At 67.1% G+C, this 23,069-nt stretch carries 17 protein-coding genes and 2 pseudogenes; 9 read left to right on the forward strand and 10 right to left on the reverse strand.

The features are described 5' to 3' along the window. Nucleotides 1–74: 74 nt before the first annotated feature. The 3 genes from WKC72_RS06400 to WKC72_RS06410 form a co-directional block, all read right to left on the reverse strand. Nucleotides 75–1,478 (reverse strand): wax ester/triacylglycerol synthase family O-acyltransferase, encoded by a 1,404-nt coding sequence (locus WKC72_RS06400; RefSeq protein ID WP_370182072.1) that lies wholly within the window; start codon nt 1,476–1,478, stop codon nt 75–77. A 177-nt stretch (nt 1,479–1,655) separates the two neighbouring features. Further along, complete coding sequence (locus WKC72_RS06405) at nt 1,656–3,491, reverse strand: APC family permease (RefSeq protein ID WP_370182073.1); 1,836 nt, start codon at nt 3,489–3,491, stop codon at nt 1,656–1,658. Between the two features lie 121 nt (nt 3,492–3,612). Beyond that, nucleotides 3,613–3,783, reverse strand: coding sequence for a hypothetical protein (locus tag WKC72_RS06410; RefSeq protein WP_370182074.1), 171 nt, complete (start codon nt 3,781–3,783; stop codon nt 3,613–3,615). Nucleotides 3,784–3,979: 196 nt separating this feature from the next. Between WKC72_RS06410 and WKC72_RS06415 the strand changes: the two genes are divergently transcribed. From WKC72_RS06415 to WKC72_RS06425, 3 genes and pseudogenes are all read left to right on the forward strand, one after another. Continuing rightward, nucleotides 3,980–4,132, forward strand: coding sequence for a hypothetical protein (locus WKC72_RS06415; protein ID WP_012690108.1), 153 nt, complete (start codon nt 3,980–3,982; stop codon nt 4,130–4,132). A 174-nt stretch (nt 4,133–4,306) separates the two neighbouring features. After that, nucleotides 4,307–5,025, forward strand: a pseudogene (locus WKC72_RS06420) (CorA family divalent cation transporter). 129 nt (nt 5,026–5,154) lie between these two features. Next, entirely contained in the window at nt 5,155–5,589 is a 435-nt protein-coding gene (locus tag WKC72_RS06425) for a VOC family protein (protein ID WP_128640753.1), read from the forward strand. Nucleotides 5,590–5,601: 12 nt separating this feature from the next. On the opposite strand, the gene WKC72_RS06430 is transcribed toward WKC72_RS06425, so the two are convergent. Then, complete coding sequence (locus WKC72_RS06430; RefSeq protein ID WP_370182075.1) at nt 5,602–6,477, reverse strand: nucleotidyltransferase domain-containing protein; 876 nt, start codon at nt 6,475–6,477, stop codon at nt 5,602–5,604. On the opposite strand from WKC72_RS06430, the gene WKC72_RS06435 reads away from it, so the two are divergent. Beyond that, nucleotides 6,476–6,871: a VOC family protein gene (locus tag WKC72_RS06435; RefSeq protein WP_009476274.1), complete on the forward strand. Its 396-nt coding sequence runs from the start codon at nt 6,476–6,478 to the stop codon at nt 6,869–6,871. The two genes, WKC72_RS06430 and WKC72_RS06435, sit on opposite strands and share 2 nt — an antisense overlap. 10 nt (nt 6,872–6,881) lie before the next feature. Here the strand turns inward: WKC72_RS06435 and WKC72_RS06440 are convergent, their stop codons facing one another. From WKC72_RS06440 to WKC72_RS06460, 5 genes are all read right to left on the reverse strand, one after another. Beyond that, nucleotides 6,882–8,027, reverse strand: coding sequence for an aromatic acid exporter family protein (locus WKC72_RS06440; RefSeq protein ID WP_370182076.1), 1,146 nt, complete (start codon nt 8,025–8,027; stop codon nt 6,882–6,884). Nucleotides 8,028–8,209: 182 nt separating this feature from the next. Next, nucleotides 8,210–9,859: a dipeptide ABC transporter ATP-binding protein gene (locus tag WKC72_RS06445; RefSeq protein WP_370182077.1), complete on the reverse strand. Its 1,650-nt coding sequence runs from the start codon at nt 9,857–9,859 to the stop codon at nt 8,210–8,212. Nucleotides 9,860–9,873: 14 nt separating this feature from the next. Then, nucleotides 9,874–10,806 (reverse strand): ABC transporter permease, encoded by a 933-nt coding sequence (locus WKC72_RS06450; protein ID WP_370182078.1) that lies wholly within the window; start codon nt 10,804–10,806, stop codon nt 9,874–9,876. After that, the gene (locus WKC72_RS06455) at nt 10,803–11,762 is read right to left on the reverse strand and encodes an ABC transporter permease (protein WP_370182080.1); all 960 of its coding nucleotides are present in this window, start codon (nt 11,760–11,762) and stop codon (nt 10,803–10,805) included. Before WKC72_RS06455 ends, WKC72_RS06450 begins: the two co-directional genes overlap by 4 nt. Nucleotides 11,763–11,805: 43 nt before the next feature. Next, complete coding sequence (locus tag WKC72_RS06460; protein WP_370182081.1) at nt 11,806–13,410, reverse strand: ABC transporter substrate-binding protein; 1,605 nt, start codon at nt 13,408–13,410, stop codon at nt 11,806–11,808. 345 nt (nt 13,411–13,755) lie between these two features. On the opposite strand from WKC72_RS06460, the gene WKC72_RS06465 reads away from it, so the two are divergent. Both WKC72_RS06465 and WKC72_RS06470 read left to right on the forward strand, forming a co-directional pair. Then, nucleotides 13,756–16,128 carry an arylsulfatase gene (locus WKC72_RS06465; RefSeq protein WP_370182082.1) on the forward strand — a complete coding sequence of 791 codons (2,373 nt, stop codon included), beginning with the start codon at nt 13,756–13,758 and terminating at the stop codon, nt 16,126–16,128. A gap of 169 nt (nt 16,129–16,297) precedes the next feature. Continuing rightward, nucleotides 16,298–17,382: pseudogene (locus WKC72_RS06470) on the forward strand (IS110 family transposase). Nucleotides 17,383–17,703: 321 nt separating this feature from the next. Here the strand turns inward: WKC72_RS06470 and WKC72_RS06475 are convergent. Further along, nucleotides 17,704–18,786, reverse strand: coding sequence for a M48 family metallopeptidase (locus tag WKC72_RS06475; RefSeq protein ID WP_037242753.1), 1,083 nt, complete (start codon nt 18,784–18,786; stop codon nt 17,704–17,706). Nucleotides 18,787–19,113: 327 nt separating this feature from the next. On the opposite strand from WKC72_RS06475, the gene WKC72_RS06480 reads away from it, so the two are divergent. The 3 genes from WKC72_RS06480 (at nt 19,114) to WKC72_RS06490 (ending at nt 22,997) form a co-directional block, all read left to right on the forward strand. Next, entirely contained in the window at nt 19,114–21,453 is a 2,340-nt protein-coding gene (locus tag WKC72_RS06480) for a pyruvate dehydrogenase (RefSeq protein ID WP_370182083.1), read from the forward strand. Between the two features lie 180 nt (nt 21,454–21,633). Beyond that, complete coding sequence (gene kdgD / locus WKC72_RS06485) at nt 21,634–22,548, forward strand: 5-dehydro-4-deoxyglucarate dehydratase (protein ID WP_370182084.1); 915 nt, start codon at nt 21,634–21,636, stop codon at nt 22,546–22,548. A 35-nt stretch (nt 22,549–22,583) separates the two neighbouring features. After that, complete coding sequence (locus WKC72_RS06490; protein ID WP_370182085.1) at nt 22,584–22,997, forward strand: heme-binding protein; 414 nt, start codon at nt 22,584–22,586, stop codon at nt 22,995–22,997. Nucleotides 22,998–23,069 lie beyond the last annotated feature (72 nt).

Genomic DNA, 23,069 nt, shown 5'->3' on the forward strand with positions numbered 1-23,069 from the left:
GATCTTCGTCAATTGACAGTTCCGTTGTCTTGGCGTACTGCGAATCCGACTGCACTGGAGTGTGTTCCGAGACATCAGATTCCAGCAGCGTGTTCGAGTGCGCGTAAGGCGTCACCCAGGTGGGTCGTCAGCGTGTGCAGTTGCGGCACGGCACGGCGGCACCCGGTGATTCCGAAGGAGATGGTGTCGTCGTTGCTGGTGCACGTGATGTTGAGTCCTTGTCCGTCGACCGGGATCGACAGCGGGTACAGCCCGTCGAGGCGCGCTCCGTTCCAGTACAGGGGGTGGCGCGGGCCGGGAACGTTCGAGATGATCAGGTTGAACGGGGGACGTAGCCGCGAGTTGTGCCCGAACACGATGCTCGCCCCGGCAGGACCCGCGCCGAGTGCGCTCATCGCCAGGATCTGTGCACCGCTCATCGCCGCCATCGCCTGTTTGCCTTCGCGCATGCAGGTGCGCACGGTGTCCAGCCGATCCGCAGGCTCGGGGAGATGGGTTCCGAGGTTGCACATCAACACCCCGACGTCGTTGCCGCCGCGCTCGCCGGTGGCGGCCTGCTTCTCGTCGCGTAGCGAGACCGGCACCATCGCGACCAGTGGTTCCGCAGGCAGCGCGTCCTGCTCGAGGAGGTAGCTGCGCAACGCCCCCGCTGACATGGCCAGCACCACATCGTTGATGGTGGCGTCGGCGAGCTTCGCGACCAGGCGCAACCGCTCGAGAGGCCAGCTCTGGGCCGCGAACTGGCGTGATCCGGAAATCGGTACGTTGAACATGGTCTTGGGGGCAGCGAGCGAGAGTGGCCCACCCTGCTCACGCGCCGCTCGGGTGAGAGTGCAGGCCAGGGCGGGGACGAGTCCGGCGAACTCGCCGACCGTGCTGCGGGCGGCGTGGATGGCAGCCCTCGGCAGATCGACCGCCTCGACCGCATCGACCAGAGGGCCCGGGTGCCGCGGGCGCGAGTGCTGCCACGGCGCGCGCATGCCGCGCTCGTCCGGGTCCTCGCTGAGTGCGCGGCGCAACATCGTCATCGCGCTGACGCCGTCCGCGACGGCGTGGTGGATTTTGGTGTAGGTCGCGTACCGTCCGTCGCGCAATCCCTCGATCAGGTGGATCTCCCACAGCGGTCGGCTGCGATCGAGCGGGGTGCTGTGCAGACGAGAGCACAGCGCCAGCAATTGCGCTTCCTCTCCGGGCTCGGGCAGGGCGTCGTGGCGGACGTGATGCCCGAGATCGATGCGCGTGTCCGATTCCCAGCCCCACTGACCCAGCGAGGTCCACGATCGCCTGGCCCGTCTACCCAGTCTCGAGGCCACGTCCTGATCGGTGTCGGTGAGAGCGGCGTCGAGCAGCGCTCGCATATCCCGCGCATCGGCCCCCTCCGGGGGCTGGAAAACCTGCACGCCACCTACATGCATCGGATGCTCACGAGACTCTCCGAGCAGAAACATCGAATCCAGCGGCGACATGGGAAGCAACATGCGATGACCTTTCGAACCTCGAGCCGAAGACGGATCAGGGGCCAATCGTGGTGGAAAACAGTTGGCGTAGTGCATTTCTCGCACCACATCAGGGTGCGCCTTCCGCGCCGTCGACGGCCACCGTCCGATGAATTCTTCGCGATATCCATACGTACGGGCCGACCCCGCGGCCGCTCGTCATGCGCGCAGGCGCGGATCTCGGTGCGCCGGGTCGATGCGACACGCGACCTGGCACACCATCGCGTTGCTGTGTTTGCGCAGTGCGTGCGCGATCTCGCCGGCCCGGTGAGTGGGCAACAACCGGTGCCAGCTCGTGGTGGGTTCGATGGTGGCCAGCACGACGAAGGTGGTCTGGTCGGGGTAGTGGGTGCGGACATACCGGGCCAGCGACAGTCCGACCGAGTTGTCGGTGTCCTCGATCAGGATCAGTTCGGTGTGGGGGTACCGGTCCTGCCACTGCCGGGTGAAGTGGGCGGTGGATTCTCCTGGCAGGCACACGCGAATCGCGGCCGGTCGGGCCGTCATGGTCACGGCCGCGGACAACGCCATCCGGCTGAGCTCGGTCACCCCGGACACCGGCACCAACACCGTCGGCCGCGCTCCGATGACGCGCGGGTCGATGGGCTGCGGGCCGACGGTGAGCCGGTCACCGAGGTGTTCGTAGGCCGCGCGTACCCGTTCCATGCCGGCCACCAGCAGCGGTAGGGCCACGACGATCAGCCAGGCGCCCTCCCCGAATTTCATTGCCGTCGTCACCAGCGCCGCTACCCCGGTCAGGACCGCCCCCGCCCCGTTGAGGGCGCCCCGCCATCTCCACCCGCGTGTGCGCACGGCGAGCCAGTGCCGCACCATCCCGAGCTGCGCCAGGGTGAATCCGACGAACACGCCGATGGCGAACAGCGGAACCAGCGCATTCATGTTCCCGCCGGATCCGATCAGCAGCACCCCGGCGGCAAGGCCCAGCGCGAGCACACCGTACCGATACACGTCCCGAGAAGCGCGCCGGGCGAATCGGTGTGGCAGAACATTGTCGTCGGCGAGGACGCGCATCAGCGTCGGCAGCCCACCGTACGAGGTGTTCGCCGCGAGGGCCAGCAGGACCACCGTCGCGAATTGGACGATGTAGTACCCGGCGTCGTCACCGAGTGAGGCCGCGGTGAGCTGCGAGAGGACGGTGGTGCCCTCCACGGGGGTGAGGGAGAACTTCTCGATCAGCACGGCCAGCCCGAGAAGCATCGTTCCGAGGAGCAGACCGAGTGCAACCTCGGCTCGCTGGGCATTCACCACCCCGGGTTTCTTGAAACTCGGGACCGCGTTGGCGATCGCCTCCACGCCCGTCAGCGCGGCACAACCGCTCGAAAAAGCTTTGAGTAGCAGAAGAATTCCGATCGTCTGGGCATTGGACCCGACGGCGCCCTCCCCGATGGTGCGGGCCGGTTCCGAACGCAGCAGCCCCGCAACGATCACGGTGAAGATACTTGCGACGAAGACGACTGTCGGAACCATGAACGCGCGAGCGGAATCGGCGATTCCCCGGAGATTCAAGGCGGTGATGCCGACCAGGATTGTCAGTGCGATCCAGACGGTGTACGGGAGCAGAGCGGGGAACGCCGAAGTCAGAGCCGCGACACCGGCGGCGATCGATACCGCGACGTTGAGGACGTAGTCGACGATTAACGACGCCGCTGCGGTCAGACTCGCTCGCCGCCCCAGTCGGCTCCGGGCTACTGCGTAGGCGCCGCCTCCGTTGGGGAAGGCGGCGATCACTTGACGGTATGACGCGACCAGCACGGCGAGGAGCGCGGCGATGGCGACGGTGACCGGGACGGTGAACCCGAGCCCGGATCCTCCGGCCACCGCAAGTACCAGGACGATGGCCTCGGGCCCATAGGACACCGAGGCCATCGCATCGAGGGAAAGCCCTGCCAAACCCGTTGCAACGGAAAGTTTCCCTCTCCCTTCGCCGCGTCGAGAACGGGCCTGCGACGACGCCACACCTCGGTGGCCGATCATGACTGCATGTCTCACACGATCAGAGTCGGGACAGCGACCGGCGAATCATAGGGCCTTGATGTCATCTTGACGGATTCGCATCGAGTCCTGACACGCCGGCGGCGGTGGACGGCGGCGCAGATCACAGACGGGCTGAGCGGCTCTCCCGGGAGAACTTCTCGTCCGCAGCAGTCACCCGCGTGCGTTGCCGGGCGGTGGCGGGCCGGGCGGTGCGGGTATTGATGTAGCGGATCATCAATGTGGCCCCGATGAACGATCCCAGGAGCAGGACTGCGATCAGGAGATCACCCATGACAAAGACTTCCCTTCAGACAATGTCGTGAAACTGACCAGATCAGCGTCGACCGCCGGCGGGCGCGTGAGAAGAGGCCCGTCGCATTCTTCGCGAGATCCATATGCGCCCACGATGAAGCGCGCGGACTCCCTTCGCGACCTGAAGCGGCAGAGGGCGGCTTGCGTCGACTACCAAGGTGATCGATAGTCGCGGTATGCAGTTCTCCGTTGTCCTGCAGTTGGCGGGCCTTATCGCGTTGAGTGCGTTCGGAACCATGCTCCTCGCGGTGGGGGCCTTCGGTTCGGGAGGACTGTGTCTGGCTGGGGCGACGTGGTGGTTCTGGCGTCTCTACCGGACGAGCGACTGATGGACCGCCGGCGGGGCAGGGCTCTGCCTCGATGATCTCTTCGTCCTGATCTTGACGTTTTCATGCCGCAGGAATCCGCAAGACTGACGCCACGTTTGCTCCGCTCGGTGGTGGAATGAGATGTGCCCTCGGCGCAAGCAATAGTTGCCGCCCGCAGTCAGGGATGTGGTTGACATGACGATCGTTGACAACGCCGTGTACGTCGACGGGAGGCGTACCGACAACCCCGAGAGCCTCGACTGCACCTACGAGACCCTGCGGGAGCGCGGCGGTATGGCCTGGATCGGGCTGTATCGGCCCGGACTTCGTGGTGACCATCCGCCACGCTGAATCCCCTGACCTCAGCCGCGTGCGCCACCGGCTCGAACGATCTCCACACCTGCTGAAACTGGGTCCGGAGGCGGTTCTGTACGCGATCTTGGACCAGTTCGTCGACGAATACCTGCCGGTCGCCGCGGGGCTGGAAAACGACCTCGACGAGATCGAAGACCAACTGTTCACCGGCAAGGAAGCGGTCGCCCGCAGAATTTACGAACTCTCCCGAGAGGTGATCGCGTTCCAACGTGCCACACATCCGCTCGTCGACATCCTCGAAGCCCTTCAACGCGGATCCGACAAATACAACGTCGACCTGGAACTTCAACGCCACCTGCATGACGTACTCGACCATTCCCTGCGCCTGGTCGAGAAGGCCGATTCGTTCCGAGCGCACCTCGAAACCGCTCTCACCGTTCACGCGACCCTGGTCGGGCAACAACAGAGCGAGGAACGGGATGAACTTCGACCACATGCCCGAACTTCACTGGACCGTCGGCTACCCGCTTGCCCTGGTATTGATGCTTGCCACCTCGGTGACCCTGTTCCGTGTCTTCAAGCGCCAGCACTGGCTGTAACCGAAGAATCCACATCATCCGCGGGATCGCCGACGGTTTCTCGGCGGATCAACGGCAGCGACGCCATCGATGCGCCACCATCTGATGCGGAGCAATCTTGCTCCTCGCCTAAACGGAGGAACTCGCATCATGGACTGGACACTCGAAGTGGTCGTTCTGCCCGTCAGTGACATCGATCGATCGGTCGCGTTCTACCGCGACAAGCTCGGCTTCCATCTCGACCATGACACGGCCAACGAGCACATGCACGTCGTTCAGCTGACCCCTACCGGTTCGGGTTGTTCGATCGTGATCGGTGATCTCCCATCGCAGACGGAGATGGCGCCGGGGTCGATGAGGGGACTGCAGTTGGTGGTCGCCGACGCCGCCGCGGCCCGCCAGGAGTTGCTCGATCGAGGTGTCGAGGTCAGCGAGATCACCGTGTTCGACGAGCGTGACGGGGGAACTTTCTTCGGATTCGCCGATCCCGACGGCAATACGTGGGCGGTCCAGCAGATCAAGGCGCGGGCGGAGAAGCCGCTGATTCCGGTCGAGGCCCGCGGGCGGTTCGGGGAGAGCGGCTGAGGGGTCGCGCGGTCACGTCAGGGGACAGGCGTTCCAGGTGTCGTCGACGAGTTGTTCGGCCAGGGTGACGGCGGCGGTCAGTTCGTCGGGTGTCGTTCCGAGCCGGCCGAGAACGGCGTGAGCGCGAGCGGTGAAGTCGGTGGGTGCGTTCGGCAGGGCACCGGCGGCGGTCACAGCCCCCTTCTCGTTGATCACCCAGCGCCGGGCATGCGCGTGGAGCGCGTGCGCGCACAGGCACACCGCGCGGAACAGGCAACCCGCCACATACGTCGCATCGGCACGCGGGATCGCCTTGCGGGCCAGCACGGTGACGAAGTCCGCCTCCCACAGTCGCCGCACCAGGGCTTCGCGCAGGGGGTCCGGGTAGTGCTGCATGTCGGCGTGAAGAGCAGCGATACGTCCGGACGGATCGGCGAGGATCACCGCCGACGCGAGTTCGCCCGCGTAGGCGAAGTCCGCGAACCCGAACGGGTGACCGGTCTGGGCGTGAAACCCGTACACACCCTGCTGGGTGTCCTGCCACACCGCGGTCACCCGGTCGAGGTCGCGGTACAGCCAATCCACCGCCCGGCCGTCGATGGACAGCCACGCCCCGCCGTCGACCCACGGTCCCCACTCACCCGTCCGCGTCGCCGATGCCCCGGCGCCGGCGCATTCCTCCGCGAGGTGGGTCAGTCCGTCGGTGTCGAGGGCACCGCGGTAGTAGACCCCGAGGTCGTAATCGGATTCCGGCGTGTGTGTCCCTCGGGCGCGGCTGCCGCCGAGGGTGACGCCGACGACGCCGTCGATGCCGCACAAGCGTTCGGCCAGGGGACGCAACACCGGGTCGTCGAATTCCACACCCACATCGTCCACCCCCGCCCGGCGGAGCGGATAAATTCGGTTCATGCTCATCTTGGGAACGACCGTGATCGGGGCGCGCGACATCGGGCGTGCAACCAGGTTCTGGACCGAGGCACTCGGATTGACTGCGCTCCCGCCCGTCGGCGACAACGACTTCACCAACCTGACGCTGCCCGACGGCCGGCCACTGCTGGCGATCCAGCAGAGTGAACACGACGCGGAACCCGAACCTCGGCTGCACCTCGACCTGCACGCCCGCGACAGCGAGGATCAGGCCGCGGAGATCGAACGGCTCGTCGGTCTCGGTGCGCGGCGGGTGCCGTGGGACCGGTACCCCGAGGAATCGGACTTCGTGGTGCTGGAGGATACCGAGGGCAACCGGTTCTGCGTCATCGACAACTCTCGCGCGCCGGAACAGTGCCGGCTCGAGATGCCCTGAGCTCGCCGGGCTACGCGGCGCCCGCGTAGTGGGCGGGACGGGGCAGCATCGGCCTGCAGACGGCGCGGGGGATGCCGCACACTTCGAAGAAGTCGATGACGATGGATCGGACCTGCGCGGAGACGACTGCCGCGGAGAATCCCGCCGAGATCTCCTGCTGCGGCAGTGAGCGCGCGAATCGTTCGAGTTCGTCGCTGATCTGGATTTCGTTGGGCTTCTTCGCGGGAGTCGCGAGAATCATCAGCCGCATCCGGTCGGCGAGGTGCGCCAGATCGGAGACGGCGTCCGCCAGCTGCGGGTCCACTCGCTCGCCGTCGTACGTGGCGATCAGGGCCCGCCGCACCAGAACCCGGGTGTTGCGTGCGGCGTTGTCGATCGGGTCGGCGATCGATGCGAGCCGGCCGATGCGGCGTCGTCCCCGCCAGTGGATCGGGGAGATGCGGGCCACCTCGGAGCCGGAGCGGAGTTCGACGCGCATGCTGTCGATGGTCGACTGCGTCGAACGGGCAAGTGCAAGAGCATCCTCCAGTGCGGACACATCACCGGCGGCCAGGCCATTCGACGTCTGCCGGAGGGCTGCGGCGACGCTGTCCAGCACGGCGGCGGCGCACCGCCGCGTCCGTCGCACGGGGTCGGTGGGCAACACGGACAGCGCCACCAGGCTGAGCGCGCCCCCGATCAAGGCGTCCACGACCCGGTCGAACGGGTGCGCGGCGGTGGCGGATGCCATGGCCGCGACCAGCGCCGCCGACGAACCCGCCTGCAGGACGATCACCGAACCACCGTCGAGGAGCACCGCACACGACATCGCCACCGCCACCACGAGGCAGATCTGCCACGGTCCGTTGCCGATGTACCGCACGACGACGTCCGAGACGATCGTTCCGATGGTGACACCCGCGATCAGCTCGCCGGCCCGGCGACTGCGGGCACCCCGCGCGACGCTCAGGCACACCACCGCCGCCAGCGGGGCCAGCAGCGGCTGCTCGTGACCGGCCACCTCGACCGACACCCACCACGCCGCCCCCGCGGTGACCGCCGTCTGTGCGATCGGCACCAGGTACCCCGCGAAGCGAAGCAGCGAAGCGCGCACCGACGGCAGAGCTGTGGAGCCGACCCTCCGGAGAAAGCCGAGTATCGAGATGAGCTGGAGCACAGTGGTACAGCTTTCTGGACGGTCACACGTGGGCAGGAGCACATTCACCAGCGCCTGCCGCTGCCGGCGACCGCCGGTGGACAAGCCTTCGCAAAGCTTGTCCTGGATTTCTTACGCCCGTGTAAAAGTCGCCGCTTTCATAGCGCAGATCACGTTCTGCACCTGGTTTTCGGCGATGCAGGTCACAACGTTGCCGTCGCTTGTCGCCGGGCACGCTGCGCCACGGGGTCCGGTATGGGCAGAGCGGCCACGAGCCGCCGGGTGTAGTCGTGCTGAGGGTGGGTCAGCACTCGCGTGGCGGGCCCGGTCTCGACCAGCTGTCCGGCCCGCAGCACGGCGACGGTGGTGGACACCCGCTCGACCACGGCGAGGTCGTGGCTGATGAACACGGCCGCGAAGCCGAGCTCCCGCTGGAGGGTGGCGAACAGTTCGAGCACGTCGGACTGCACGGAGACGTCCAGGGCGCTGGTCGGTTCGTCGGCGATCAGCACGGTGGGCTCGAGCACGAGGGCCCGGGCCAACGCGACCCGTTGGCGCTGCCCGCCGGACAGCTCGGACGGGAGCCGCGTGGCGAAGGACCCCGGCAGCCTTACCGCATCCAGCAGGTCGACTACCTTCTTGCGCCGCTCGGCGCGGGTGCCGATCCGGTGGATGTCGAGGGGCTCGGCGATGCTCTCCTCGAGCGTGAAGCGGGGATCGAGTGAGGCGGCGGGATCCTGCGGCACGAACGCCAGCCGACGACGCAGTGCTCGAAGCGCGGATCCGCGGGTGGCGGCGACATCTCGGCCGTCCACGCGGATCGTCCCGGTCGCCGGTGCAATCAATCCGGCGATCGTGCGACCCAAAGTGGTCTTTCCCGAACCGGATTCACCGACCACGCCGAGCACTTCACCCGCGGCAAGCTCGAGCGAGACGCTGTCGAGCGCGCGGAACGCGGCCTGACCGCGCCGGCCCGGGTAGACGACCGACACGGTGTCGACGTGCAGGACCGGGGTGGTCGGGTCGGCGACCTCGGCGACCGGTTCTGCAACGTCGGTCGGCTGCGGCAGCCGCAGGACCGAGTCCAGCAGGTGGAGGGTGTACCCGTGCTCGGGTCGAGCGAAGATCTCGGTGACCTCACCGCGTTCGACGACCTCGCCGAATTGGAGTACCACCACGCTGTCGGCGATATCGGCGACGACACCCAGGTTGTGGGTGATCAGCAGGATGCCGGCATTCGTGCGGTCCCGCAGCCGGCGGAGCAGCGCGAGGATCTCGGCTTGCACCGTGACGTCGAGCGCCGTGGTGGGCTCGTCGGCCAGGAGCAGGACAGGGTCGTTGGCCAGTGCCAGGGCGATGACGACACGCTGCTTCTGGCCGCCGGAGAGTTGGTGCGGGAAGTAGTCGACGCGCTTGTCCGGTTCGGGGATCTCCACCAGGGTCAGCAGTTCGATCGCACGATCGCGCAATTGCTTCCGGCCCGAGTGGCCGTGGGCACGCAGGGCCTCACCGATCAGCCAGCCGACCGTGCGGACAGGATTGAGCGCCGTCTGCGGCTCCTGGAAGACCATCGCGACCCGTCCGCCGCGGATGGCCTCGAGTTCGCGTTCGGAGGCGCCGAGCACCTCGACGCCGTCGACCTTCACGGAGCCGGTCGCGATTGCGGTGTGCGGGAGCAGTCCCATCGCGGCGCGGGCAGTGATCGACTTGCCGGATCCGGATTCGCCGACGAGCGCGACGATCTCGCCCCGGTTCACGCGGAGACCGATGCTCCGGACAGCCGGGCGCGGATGGCTGAACGCCACCTGCAAGTCCGTCACCTCGAGGGCGGGAGTGGTGGATGCTGCGGTCACGAGGGTGGTCCTTTCTACAGGCGCCGGGCGTGCGCGAACGCCTGGGAGATCAGCAGGAAGCCGAGGGTCAGCAGGGAGACGACCACCAGGGGGCCGACCGCGAACAGCGGGTTGGTCTCGAGATAGCGGTTCCCGTCGCTGAGGATGGAGCCGAGCGACGGAGTCGGTGGAACCACACCGATGCCGAGGAAGCTCATCGCGCCCTCGATGAACACGGCGACCGACATCGACAGTGCCAGTTGAACGCCGAGTGGCTCGATCGAATTCGGCAGAACATGCTTGCGGAGAACCCAGCCGGTACTCGCACCCGAGACCACGGCAGCCTCGACGTAGGGAAGTTCGCGCACCCTCAATACAGACGTACGTATGAGCCTGCCGAACACGGGGATCTCGGCGAGGACGATCACCAGCACGATCGCGCGGACTCCGGGTCCGAGCACGGCGGTCAGAGCGATCGCCAGAACGAGTGCCGGGAACGCGAGGATCACGTCGAACACCCGCTGCGCGACGACATCGGTGTAACCCCGGATGGCGGCCACCAGACCGATCAGTGATCCGAGTATCGCGCCGGCGGGCACCGCGACGAACACGATCACCAGGTCGGCGCGGATCCCGAACAACACCCGGGACAGCACGTCGCGGTTCACGTCGTCGGTGCCCAGCCAGTGTGTGGAACTCGGGCCGAGGAGGAACGACGCGTCCAACTGCTCGTCCGGCGCGAACGGAGCCAGCACCGGGGCGAGCGCCCCGAGCAGCACGACGATCCCGACGAGCACCGCGCCGGCCAGACCTCGGCCATGCGTCAGGCTGCGCCGCAACGGTTCCGTGCTGCGGCGTGGATCCCGATCCGCCGGGGTCTCCGGGACGAGGCCGGGCCGGAGGTCCGCCGGGCCGCCGGGGAGCGATGCTTCCGGGGCCGTCAGATCACGATCGACCAGCTCACTCATGCCTGTCCTCCCAATCGGATACGGGGATCCAGCCAGGCGTGCGCGACGTCGGTGAGCAGCTGCAACACCACGAACACCGCGACGGAGAGGACCAGCAACACCTGCACGAGCGGATAGTCACGGCTGTTGATCGCCTCCTCGGTGAGTAGCCCCAGTCCGGGCCAGACGAAGATCGATTCCACGAGCACGGCCCCGCCGAGCAGCCCGCCCACCGTCAGTCCGAGCACGGTCACCACCGACGGCAGCGCGTTCGGCAGCGCGTGCGCCAGCACGATGCGGCGACGGCCGACGCCGATCGACTGTGCCGTCACGACATACGGTTGCCGCAGCTCGGTATGCAAGGCCTCCACCAGGAATCGGGTCAGGGCGGCGCCCGCCGGGATCGCCAGGGTGATCGCCGGGAGGATCAGATACTGCGCGGCGAGGTCGGGCCGGGTCAGGAACCCGTCCGGTGGGGTCCCGCCCGACGGCAGGATCGGCCACAGGATCCCGAACACGAGCACCAGCAGCGTCCCGGTGATGAAGATGGGCAGCGCCGCCGCGATCGAGTTGTTCACCGTCACAACGGCATCGAGTACCCGATTGCGGAAGATCACCGAAGCGGTGCTGACGACGAGCGCGAACACCACCGCGATCAGCAGGGCGGACGCTGCCAGCACGACCGTGTTCTGGGCACCGTAGGCGATCAGGTCACCGATCGACCCTCCGACGATGTAGGACTTGCCGAGGTCGAAGCGGAACAGCGAACCGAGCCAGGACAGGTACTGCGCCACCAGCGGCCGGTCGAGACCGAGATCGGCACGCACGGCCGCCAACTGTTCCGGTGAGGCGTCCGCCCCGGCGAGCGTCTCCTCCGGGCTGCCGGGAACCAGGCGGAGGATCGCGAAGATGAGGAGTGAGGCGAGGAAGAGTACGAGGACGGCCGACGGGAGCCGCCTGGCCAGATAGGTCACCATGATGTCGAGTCCTGTGTCGGTGGGTGTGCGGGCGGTCGTCGGATCAGGTGCGCAGCAGGTACGTGGAGTCGAAGCGGGGATCGTTGGTGCGGGACCAGTCGAACCCGCCGAGATCGGTGGACACCACGACCTCGGTCTGCACCACCCCGATCTCCACCAGAAACAGCGACTCCAGCAGGTCGGCGTTCAGCGCGCGGTAGGCGTCGATCGCCGCGGGGGACGTGGGGTCCTGCTGTTGCCAGGCCGACACCGCATGCGCCTGATACTCCGGGTCGAGGAAGTTGGAGGCGTTCTTCACCGCGTTGAACGGGAAGGCGGCCACGGCCAGGGTGGACGGGGTCATCTGCCCGAAACCGTGCTGGGTCACCCACAGCCCCGGGAACTGGCCGGCCACCAGCAGGCTGGTCATCTGGGCTGCGTCGGTGGGGATCAGGTCGACGTCGATGCCCACGTCGCGAAGGTTCGCCTGGATGATCTCCGCGATGATCCGGGAGGTGCGGTCGGCGGGGTAGTTCAGCGGGATGGTCGGGACGTCACCGATCTGGGCGACGAGTGCGCGGGCCCGTTCCACGTCCCGGCCGTAGGTGTTCGCGGTCTGTTCGTCGTAGGCGGGCGAGGTCCGCGGCCACGGCAGGCTGGAGGCGTAACCCTTGCCCCGGTACACGTCGGCGAGGATGCGGTCCCGGTCGATCGCGTACGCGATCGCCTGCCGGACCCGGACGTCGGTCAGTGGCGGTGCGGAGACGTTGATCCCGATGTACTGATCGGACTCCGCCCCCTCGAGCACGTGGGAGCGGAATCCGCCACGGGACACGGCGAGTTCGGCATCGAGGGAGGGCAGATCGTAGGCGGCGTCGATCTGGCCGGTCCGCAATTTGGTCACCAGCGCCTGATCGTCGGAGACGACGGTGAACGTCACTCCGTCCAGGTGGGGCGGCTCGCCCCAATAGTCGGCGTTGCGGGCCAGCGACAGCGCGACCTTCGGCTGCCAGGAGACGAAGGTGAACGGACCGGTGCCGTTGAACACCCGCCCCTCCTTCAGTCCGTCGACGGTGTCGCCGTCCAGGATGGGCGCGACCGCCAGGAGGTCGAAGATGTTCCCGGTCGGCTGCGACAGGGTGAGCACGATGCGGTGAGGGTCGCTGGTGTCGAATGCGGCGATCGTCGCCGCGGTGCGCCGGAACTGCGCGTTCCAACTGGGATCGGTGTAGGTCCGCAACGTGAATTCGACGTCCCTCGACGTGAATTCCTTGCCGTTGTGGAAGCGGACATCGTCGCGCAGCGCCAACTCCAGCCGACGTCCGTCGTCCGACAGCTGCCACGACGTGGCCAGCCGCGGCTCGGGCTCGAGGCTGCCGTGCGGGTACTGGACCAGAGTGTCGAAGACGTTGGCCGAGACCCCACCGTTGGTCGGGTTGTTTCCCAGCGACAGGAACGTCGCGGGGATCAGGTCAGCACCGACCCCGATCCGCGCCGTCCCGCCCGTGGGCACGTTCTCTCCCGGTTGGAGCAACGATTCCGTACCCGACCGCTGCAGGCCGACCGCCGAGGTGCACCCGGTGGCCAGCACCACGAGGGCGGCGACGACCGCCGACACGAGAAGGCCGCGGCGCGGGTGCGCGGTCGACGTGCGGAAACGAGAAGACATTGCTGTGTCCTAAGAGTCACCCGAAGGGAAGTGGAAGGGCAGGGGATACGCGGGACCCGTGAACACCCCGGAACGAGTTGTCCGGACGACGAGAGGCGTGAGGGGACGTTCAGCTACGGCAGCGACACCGCATGGAGACGCGGTCGCAGCTGGTCGGGGTGCTCATGGGATCGAAGCTAGCACCGGCTCGGATGCCCGACCAAGTTCGCACAGTGGTTGAAATCTGCATGATTCTAACTACTCGACGGGCTCGTGGGCGACCGTAGTATTTCCCGGATTGCACGGGGAAATATTTCTCCGATTCTCTGGGGAAACATACCTCGGATAGTGAAAGGGATTGTGATTGTGACGGATTCGACAGCGAACGGGAACGGGCAGGGTTCCGGCGAACAGCAGATCCCTCCGGGCGCGCGAGGGTACGACGGATTCGGCGGACACATCGGGCGGACGAGTGCGGAGTCGACGCCGTGGTGGAAGCCGGAGACGAAAGCCCCCGCCGGCGCGCCGAACATCGTGGTCATCCTCATCGACGACATGGGCTACTCGGACATCGGGCCGTTCGGCTCCGAGATCGACACCCCCAACCTGAACCGGCTCGCCGACAGCGGCTACCGGCTGTCGAACTATCACACCACCTCGGTCTGCTCACCGGCCCGCGCGGCGCTGCTCACCGGCCTGAACCCGCACCGCGCCGGCTACGGCAGCGTCGCCAACTTCGACCCCGGCTTCCCCGGGCTGCGGATGGAACTCGCCGACGACGCGCTCAGCCTCGCCGAGATTCTGCGCGCGAACGGCTATGCCACGCACGCGGTGGGCAAATGGCATCTCGCGCGCGATACCAACCTCGCGCCGGGTCGCACCCGCGATTCCTGGCCCCTGCAGCGTGGATTCGACAGCTACTACGGCTCGCTCGAAGGGTTGAATTCGTTCTACTACCCGAACGAGCTGATCTCCGACAACTCCGTGGTCGACGTCGAGGAGTATCCGTCGGACTACTACGTCACCGACGACATCACGGACAAGGCCGTCGCCCGCATCAAGAGCCTGCGCGCCCATGACGCCGACAAGCCGTTCTTCCTCTACTTCTCGCACATCGCGATGCACGGACCGCACCAGGCCAAGTCCGAAGACCTCGCCAAGTACCGCGGCCGCTACACCGAGGGCTGGGACGCAGTGCGGCGCAGCCGCTTCGACGCACAGCTCGAGGTGGGGTTCTTTCCGCCCGGAACCCAGATGGCCGAACGCAACACCGAACCCGGCTACGACGCCCCGCCGTGGGACGAGCTCACCGAAGAGGAGCAGCTGCGGTTCGCCCGGTACCAGGAGGTCTACGCCGCGATGGTCGACAGCATCGACCAGAGCGTGGGCCGGGTGCTCGACACCCTCGACGAACTCGGCGAGACCGACAACACGATCATCGTGTTCACGTCCGACAACGGTGGCACCGCCGAGGGTGGCGCGGCGGGAACACGTTCGTACTTCAGCCAATTCGTGCACGGACCGGTCCCGTCGGACTGGGTGCGCGACGTTCCGCACGACGAGGAACTGATCGGCTCGGAGAAGATCGGCGTCCACTACCCGCGCGGCTGGGGGCAGGCGTCGAACACCCCGTTCCGGTTCTACAAGGGGCAGACGTTCGCCGGTGGTGTCCGGGTGCCGTTCCTGCTGTCCTGGCCGGCCGGACTCGGGCGCGCCGACGGCGACACCGGACTGCGCAAGCACTACTCCTACGTCACCGACATCACCCCGACGCTCCTGGATCTCGCCGGACTCGAGACTCCGAGCCACCGCAACGGGCTTCCCGCCCAGGAGCGTGACGGTGTCAGCATCGCCGACGTCCTGCGGGACGCCGCGCAACCCACCCCCCACACGGAGCAGTACGCCGAGTTCGGCGGTCACCGCGGGTTCTACCGGGACGGCTGGAAACTGCTGTCGCTGCACACGGATCCGACTCGGGTCGACGATCCGCAGTGGCAGCTGTTCGACGTCGAATCCGACCCCGCCGAAACCACGGACGTTGCGCATCTCTTTCCCGAGAAGGTGCGGGAACTCGCCGAGGCCTGGGATCAGGCGGCGTGGCACAACACTGTGTTCCCGATCCTCAACGACCGCAAGGCCGTGCAGCGGCGGCCCGACGAGCGCCGACTCGCGGAGCCGGTGAAGATCCTCGCGGGCACGCCGACGCTGGAACGCTATCGGTCCAGTGTGCTGATCCAGTACCGCGACTTCACCATCGACGTCGCCACCCACGCGATCGCCGCAGGCGACGAAGGGGTGCTCGTCGCCCACGGTGACCCTCACGGCGGATACGTGCTCTATGTCGAGGACGGCCGGATCGTGTTCGCGGTCAACAGCTACGGCCGCGTCGCGCACACCTCCGCGCCCCTCGGCGCGGATGTGGTGGGCGTGCAGGTCCGGGCGGAGGCCACCGAATCCGTCCGGTGGAACTTCACCGTCGCCCTCACCGACTCGGCCGGGGTCAGCACCGACGTGGCCACCCTCGACGACCAGTTCCAGCTGGTCGGCATGGCGCCGTGGACCGGGATCTCGGTGGGAGTCGACGCCCGCGGACCCGTCGTGTGGGATCTGCGGGAACGCCGCGGAACCTTCCGATTCACCGGCAGGCTGCGGTCGGTCACCTACACCCCCGGACCGGTGCGGGTGCCCGAACCCGTCATCCAGGAGGTCGAGGAGCTGGCCGAGGCGATGGCCGACTGACCGGAGAGGTCGGGCGCGCGAAACCGCGCCCGACCTCTGGTCGATTCCGGGCTAGACGGTATGAGGGCCTGCGTTGTGGGGCCGAGGGCCTCGTTCTGCAAAGCCTCGTGGGTTGCCAGGTGAAAAATCACTGCTGGTAGAGCCACATTTGCAGGTCAGGAGGCCCCCGGTGAGAGTTCAGCGTACGAGTGTCGGCTTGGATGTGCACGCGTTGTCGGTCGTAGCGTGCGGGATCGACGAAGATACTGGCGAAGTGTTCAGAAGGCGGCTGAGTCCCGACTACGGCGAGGTCCTTGCCTGGCTACGAACGCTCCCGAGTCCGGTGAAGGTGGTGTACGAGGCTGGCCCGACAGGGTTCGGGCTGTGTCGGGCACTGACCGCGGCCGCTGTGGAGTGCGTGGTGGTGGCCCCGTCGAAGCTACAACGCCCTGCCGGAGACCGGATCAAGACCGATGCCCGTGACGCCCTGCATCTGGCTCGACTCCTGCGGTTGGGTGAGATCGTCGAAGTGAGCGTGCCCTCGGTGGAACAGGAAGCGGCCCGTGATCTCGTCCGCGCCCGTGAGGACGCCCGGGGGACTTGATGCGGTGCCGGCATCGGTTGTCGAAACTACTGCTGCGGCAGGGCCTCGTCTATTCCGGTGGGGCGGCGTGGACCGCTGCTCACGACGTATGGCTGCGCGGACAAAGTTTCGACCAACCGGCACTTCAAGCGGCGTTCGACTCGGACTACGAGGCGATGATTTTGACACTCGCACGCCGTGACCGCCTGGATGCCGCGATCGCAGACATGGCCGAGGACAGCCCCTACACGCCGATGGTGCGCAGGCTCGGATGTCTACGAGGGGTGTCCACGCTGACTGCGTTCGGCCTCGCGGTCGAGATCGGGGACTGGCAACGATTCACCGGCAACACCATCGGCGCCTACGTCGGTCTCGTGCCCAGCGAGTACTCATCCGGGGCCTCCCGCGCGCAGGGATCGATTACCAAGACCGGCAACGGCCACGCCCGGCGGTTATTGGTCGAGGCGGCCTGGCATCACCGCAAGACCTACCGCAACCCCGGCCAAGTAATGCACCGCCGCTGGGAGAAGGCGTCTCCCGCGGCGCGAGCACGAGGGCACGCAGGCAACCACCGACTCCACCACAAATGGGAACAGTTCACCGCCCGCAAAAAGCGTCCGGTGGTTGCAAATGTCGCCGTCGCGCGCGAGCTCGCCGGATGGTGCTGGTCCCTCGCCACGATCGACGACTGACTCTCAGTTCCCATAATCTGGTCGACGAGGCAACGGTGGCGAGACCGGCAGCGTGAGGAACGACCTGCGATACAGCTATGAGCAGCAACAGAATCCGAGAACCCACTGTTGCGACGCCCGACACTAGAGCAGCAGCACCGTTCCTGCCGAACAATCGTCCTGCGGTATCCAACCCGCGCATATCAGTCTGACCACGTGTCGCGAATATCGACATGCCGACCCCACTGCTGACACCGATCGTCGACCGAAACGGAGGCGGCCCCGGAAACCGAGGTTCCCGGGGCCGCCTCCACCTGCCACTTGACAAGACACGACCACATATCAGCTGTCGTCGTCCGAATCCTTCTTGCCGTCGGAATTCCTGCGCCAGTGCGTGAACCGCTCCTTGATGTCCGCCGCGACGTCGCCGACGCCGTTTCCGACGGCGTCCACGGTCGTGCCCAGTCCGCTGCCGATCTCACGGAGCATGCGGATCAGCGGGTCGTTCGAGGTATCGAAATTCTGTTTGTACGATTTCGCGGCCTTGCGGAATTCTTCGCTGATCTTGGCGTCGTCGTCCTCGCTGCGGCGCGGGTATTCCCCGCGCAGGATCGCTGCGTAGGCGCCGCTGTCCACCCACTTCTTCAGCTCGGCGGCGCGCAGCACCGAGAACGGGTGGGACAGCAGTTCGATGTTGAGGAGCTTGAGGACTCCGTCGCGCAGGTCGCCGCTGGCGTCGTACTCGGCGGCCTGCGCCAGGAAGGCGTCGGTGTCGATCTCGCTGACCCGGGAACCGCCTGCCAGCTTCAGCTGCACACGGAGGGCGGTGTGAACGTCCTGCCCGCACAGCAATCCGGCACGGTCGCCGGACAGTTCCGATTTGCGCTGCCATTCCATGAGCGCGGCGATGATCGCCCGCAGCGCCCACCCGCCGATCGGAATCCAGCCGATGGTCCCGGCCAAGCGCATCAGATGCATGAGGATCGTGCGATACACCGCGTGCCCGGACAGCGCGTGCCCGAGTTCGTGGCCGATGATGAAGCGCTGCTCCTCGTAATTCATCACGTCCAGCAGCCCGGTGGTGACCACGATGAACGGCCGGTCCATGCCGATGGTGAAGGCATTCATGATCGGGGTCTGCAGCACGAACAACTCAGGTGTCTCGTCGGCGCCCAGGATGCGCACGCAGTCGCTGCGGAGGTCGTGGAGATCGCTGAACTGCCGTTCGTCGACGCGCACCGAGGTGGCGAGGTACATCAGCCGGTGCTGGCGCTCCTGCAGCAGACCCGAGATGGTCCGGAAGACGGTGTCGAATCCCTTCAAGGTGCGCAGGGTGACGAGCGCCGCCCGATCCGCCGGGTGCTCCCACGCACGCGAGCTGATCTCCGGAAACGCCGTGCGAACGCGGTCTGGTGTGGTGGTCAAGCTCTCCCCCTGGGTCAGTGTGCGTGGCCTCCAGGTCAGGGTAGCGCCGGAGGGTAACGGCGGCGGTCGTGCTGGGCATTTTGCCAACCGCCGACCACGGCGGCTGCTCCGAATATGCGCAGTATGCTCAAACTCGCCGCTCGGTATTGCTCAAAGTGCGTTCCGATGTTCGACTGTTGTGAGAGATCTGCACACGAGACCTCGAAGATGCGGTGAGGTCGGTTCCCAACAGGTCCGCCTGCCCGTCACCGCCGATCCGCCTCGCTCACGAACTGGGCCGAGGAGGATCGGATTCGGTGCCAGGAACTCACAGGCAAGGACGAAACGATGAACGACGCCCGCACGATCGACGACCACACGGCGCAGCTCACCCCGCGCGCGGCCACCCCGGAAGCGCTCGTGGAGATCGAGCAGCGTGTGTTGTGGTTGGCGACGTCGATGATCCACCACGCCAACCGGGTTCGCCCGAACCCGTCGGGGTTGAAGGTCGGTGGTCATCAGGCGTCGTGCGCGTCGATGGTGTCGATCATGACGTCGCTGTGGTTCGAGCAGTTGCGGCCGGGGGATCGGGTGTCGGTGAAACCGCATGCCTCCCCGGTGCTGCACGGCATCAACTACCTGCTCGGGGAGCTGGACGAGAAGTATCTGACGACGTTGCGGGAGTTCGGTGGCCTGCAGTCCTACCCCAGTCGGTCGAAAGACCCCGATCCGGTGGACTATTCGACCGGGTCGGTGGGGATCGGTGCGACGGCCCCGATCTGGGGTGCCATCGCCCGCCGCTACGTGAACACCCAGATCGGGTCGGCGGGCACGGGTCGGCAGTATTCGCTGGTCGGGGACGCCGAGCTGGACGAGGGCGCGGTGTGGGAGGCGATCCTCGACACCTCCGTGTCCGAGCTCGGTGAGATCGTGTGGATCGTGGACCTGAACCGGCAGTCCCTGGACCGGGTGGTGCCCAACATCGCCGCCGGCCGGCTCGAGGCGATGTTCTCGGCCGCCGGGTGGCAGGTGCTCACCGTGAAGTTCGGGACCCTGCTCGAGTCGCTGTTCACCCGGACCGGTGGGCCGGCGCTGCGGACCCGGATCCTGGACATGCCCAACCCCGAATACCAGCGGCTGCTGCGCTGTGACGCCGCGCAGGTCCGGGACCGGTTGCCCGGGGACGGCCCCGACGCCGCGGCGATCGCGTCGCTGATCGCCGAGTTGGACGACGACACCCTCCTCAAAGCGATCCGCAACCTCGGTGGCCACGACCTCGACGCCCTGCGGGCGGCGTACGCGCGGATCGACGACACCCGCCCGACGGTGATCATCGCCTACACCATCAAGGGCCGCGGCCTGCCGACGCAGGGGCATCCGCAGAATCATTCGTCGTTGCTGACGGTGGAGCAGTACGAGCAGCTGGCCGCGGAGTTGGGCATGGACCCGGCGCACCCGTGGGCCCGGTTCGACACCGACAGCACCGCAGGCCGCGTCTGCGCCGCCTCCGCCGAATGGCTCACCCGCGAGCCCGTCGAACTGGCAACCCCGCCGCCGGTGCCGGCCGACATCGGCCGCACCCCGTCGGGGACATCCACCACCCAGGCCGCCCTCGGCCGGGCACTGCTCGACCTGTCCCGCCAGGCCCCCGAGGCGGCGAAACGGGTGGTCACGGTCAGCCCGGACGTGTCCTCCACCACGAACCTGGCCGGGTGGCTCAACAAGGTCGGGGTGTGGTCACCGAACGAGCGACGTAACTGGTTCGACGACGACGCCGAAACGATCATGCACTGGCGGGAAAAGCCCACCGGGCAGCACATGGAACTCGGCATCGCCGAAACCAACCTGGTCGGGTTGATGGGTGAGCTCGGTGCCACCTGGAGTCGGTGGGGGCAGCCGCTGTTCCCGATCGGGGTGATGTACGACCCGTTCGTCGAACGCGCCCTCGAACCCTGGTCCTACGGCATCTACGCGGGTGGGCAGTCGATCCTGGTCGGCACCCCGTCCGGGGTGACCCTGGCCGCGGAGGGTGGGGCGCATCAGTCGATCAAGACCCCGTCGATCGGCCTCGAGCAGCCCGGGTGCGTCAGCTACGAGCCGGCGTTCGCGATCGACGTCGAGTGGACGCTGCTCGACAGCATCGGCCGGCTGGGCCGCCCGGACGGCTCCTCGTCGTATCTGCGGCTCTCGACCCGCCCGGTCGATCAGACCCTCGCCGCGGTCCCCTCGGACCCCGCCGCCCGGGAACGCCGCCGCCGGCAGGTCGTCGCCGGCGCGTACACGCTGCGCCGCACCGACACACCGGCGGTCACCCTGGTCGGCATGGGTGCGGTGATCACCGAAACCCTCACCGCCGCGGACCGGTTGGCCGAGCAGGGCATCGCCGCCGACGTGGTGTGTGTGACCAGTCCCGGGTTGCTGTTCGAGGCGGTGCAGGCCCGCCGCGGCCTCGCTGACGGCCCGTCCTGGATCCTGGACCAGGTGTTCCCCGCGGATCGGGCGGCGCCGATGGTGACCGTCCTCGACGGGCACCCGCACACCCTCGCGTTCCTGACCGGGATCAACCACGTTCCCGGGGCCGCGCTCGGTGTCAGCCGGTTCGGGCAGGTCGGTTCCCTCGACGACGTCTACCGCTATCACGGCATCGACACCGACAGCATCGTCCGCGCCGCACTCGACCTCTCCTGAACGAACGGGATGCTCGTTGCGTCAGATCGAACGAGCGTCCCGTTCCTCCAGGGAGCGCAATACCTTTTGGGTATCAATAGATCCAGAACTAGTGTTGGACTTGAATGGTTGTCGCTCCTAGCCTTGTGGACACAGCGCGCACCGACAGTGACGCGATTGCGAACGAGGAGAACGAAACCCATGGCCACTGCGTCCCCCCACGAGATCGCCCACAAGCTCGGCTCCGGTCTGTTGTCGTTCCCGATCACCCATTTCAAGAATGACCACTCGTTCGACGAGGCCGCGTACCGCGGGAACATCGGCTGGCTCGGGCAGTTCGACGCCTCCGGGTTGTTCGCCGCAGGTGGCACGGGCGAGTTCTTCTCACTCACCCCGCCGGAGGTGGAGCAGGTGGTCCGGGCAGCGGTGCAGGAGGCACCCGACGGTCTTCCGGTGATCGCGCCCGCCGGGTACGGCACGGCCACCGCCGTGCAGATGGCCCGGTCGGCGGAGAGCGTCGGCGCGCACGGCATCCTGCTGCTGCCCCCGTATCTCACGGAGGCGAGCCAGGACGGCCTCGTCGCCCACGTCAAAGAGGTGTGTGCCGCAACCACTCTCGGTGTGACGATCTACAGTCGCGCCAACGCCGTCTACACCGAGGCCGCCGTCGCGGAGCTCGCGGACAGCTGCCCGAACCTGGTCGGTTTCAAGGACGGTGTCGGCAACATCGAGCAGATGACGCGCATCTACGCGAGTCTCGGCGACCGGCTGACCTACGTCGGCGGACTGCCCACCGCCGAAATGTTCGCACTGCCGTATCTCGCGCTGGGCGTCACCACTTACTCCTCGGCCATCTACAACTTCGTGCCGAAGTTCGCGATCGACTTCTACAACGCGCTCCGCAGCGGAGACAACGCGTTCGTCATCAACGCGCTCAACGAGTTCGTGATCCCGTACTGCAACCTGCGTAACAAGAAGCAGGGGTATGCGGTCAGCATCATCAAGGCCGGCATGAAGGTGATCGACCGGCCCGCCGGCCCCGTCCGTGCGCCGTTGACCGACCTCGACGCCGTCGAACTGGCCGAGCTCGCCGACCTGATCAAGAAGGTGAGCTGAGCCGCATCGTCCGCGATCTATCACCGGAGAACGCCATGACACTCACCGCATCACGTGCGCAACTCGCCCTCGATCTCGCTCGACGCCATGCCGCGACATTCGACGCCGCTGTCGCCGTCAGCGTGGTCGACGACGCCGGAAATCTGATGTGCTGCTCCCGGACCGACGGTGCCGCCGCGGAACTGCTCGAATCCGCGACCCGTACTGCGCTCGGCGCCGCCCGGCGAATGTCGGGCACGCCTGACGGGCGCGGGGTAGAGCCGGCGCCCGGCGTGACGGTCGACTGCGGCGTGGTCCCCGCCTGGACACCCCACCCGGCCGACAAACCCGGTGCGGTCGGCGTACTCGCGGTCGCGACCTCCGTCAGTGGTGCCGGGCCACGCATCGTCGAGACCGTCATCGACGAGATCCACCGGTTCGACGAGCGACACCGCCACAACATTTCGTGACACCGGTCCCGGCAGCGACCGTTGCCCCGCTGGAAAGGTCAACTGTGACTATCTCGACGCCCGCGATGCCAC

The sequence above is a fragment of the Rhodococcus wratislaviensis genome (assembly GCF_041228765.1).
Taxonomy (GTDB): Bacteria; Actinomycetota; Actinomycetes; order Mycobacteriales; family Mycobacteriaceae; genus Rhodococcus_F; species Rhodococcus_F wratislaviensis.

Bases quoted from the DNA above. Each gene is read 5' to 3' on its own strand.
- WKC72_RS06400 (WP_370182072.1), bottom strand. From the start codon at position 1,478: ATGTTGCTTCCCATGTCGCCGCTGGATTCGATGTTTCTGCTCGGAGAG.
- WKC72_RS06405 (WP_370182073.1), bottom strand. From the start codon at position 3,491: ATGATCGGCCACCGAGGTGTGGCGTCGTCGCAGGCCCGTTCTCGACGC.
- WKC72_RS06410 (WP_370182074.1), bottom strand. From the start codon at position 3,783: ATGGGTGATCTCCTGATCGCAGTCCTGCTCCTGGGATCGTTCATCGGG.
- WKC72_RS06415 (WP_012690108.1), top strand. From the start codon at position 3,980: ATGCAGTTCTCCGTTGTCCTGCAGTTGGCGGGCCTTATCGCGTTGAGT.
- WKC72_RS06425 (WP_128640753.1), top strand. From the start codon at position 5,155: ATGGACTGGACACTCGAAGTGGTCGTTCTGCCCGTCAGTGACATCGAT.
- WKC72_RS06435 (WP_009476274.1), top strand. From the start codon at position 6,476: ATGCTCATCTTGGGAACGACCGTGATCGGGGCGCGCGACATCGGGCGT.
- WKC72_RS06430 (WP_370182075.1), bottom strand. From the start codon at position 6,477: ATGAACCGAATTTATCCGCTCCGCCGGGCGGGGGTGGACGATGTGGGT.
- WKC72_RS06450 (WP_370182078.1), bottom strand. From the start codon at position 10,806: ATGAGTGAGCTGGTCGATCGTGATCTGACGGCCCCGGAAGCATCGCTC.
- WKC72_RS06455 (WP_370182080.1), bottom strand. From the start codon at position 11,762: ATGGTGACCTATCTGGCCAGGCGGCTCCCGTCGGCCGTCCTCGTACTC.
- WKC72_RS06460 (WP_370182081.1), bottom strand. From the start codon at position 13,410: ATGTCTTCTCGTTTCCGCACGTCGACCGCGCACCCGCGCCGCGGCCTT.
- WKC72_RS06480 (WP_370182083.1), top strand. From the start codon at position 19,114: ATGAACGACGCCCGCACGATCGACGACCACACGGCGCAGCTCACCCCG.
- kdgD (WP_370182084.1), top strand. From the start codon at position 21,634: ATGGCCACTGCGTCCCCCCACGAGATCGCCCACAAGCTCGGCTCCGGT.
- WKC72_RS06490 (WP_370182085.1), top strand. From the start codon at position 22,584: ATGACACTCACCGCATCACGTGCGCAACTCGCCCTCGATCTCGCTCGA.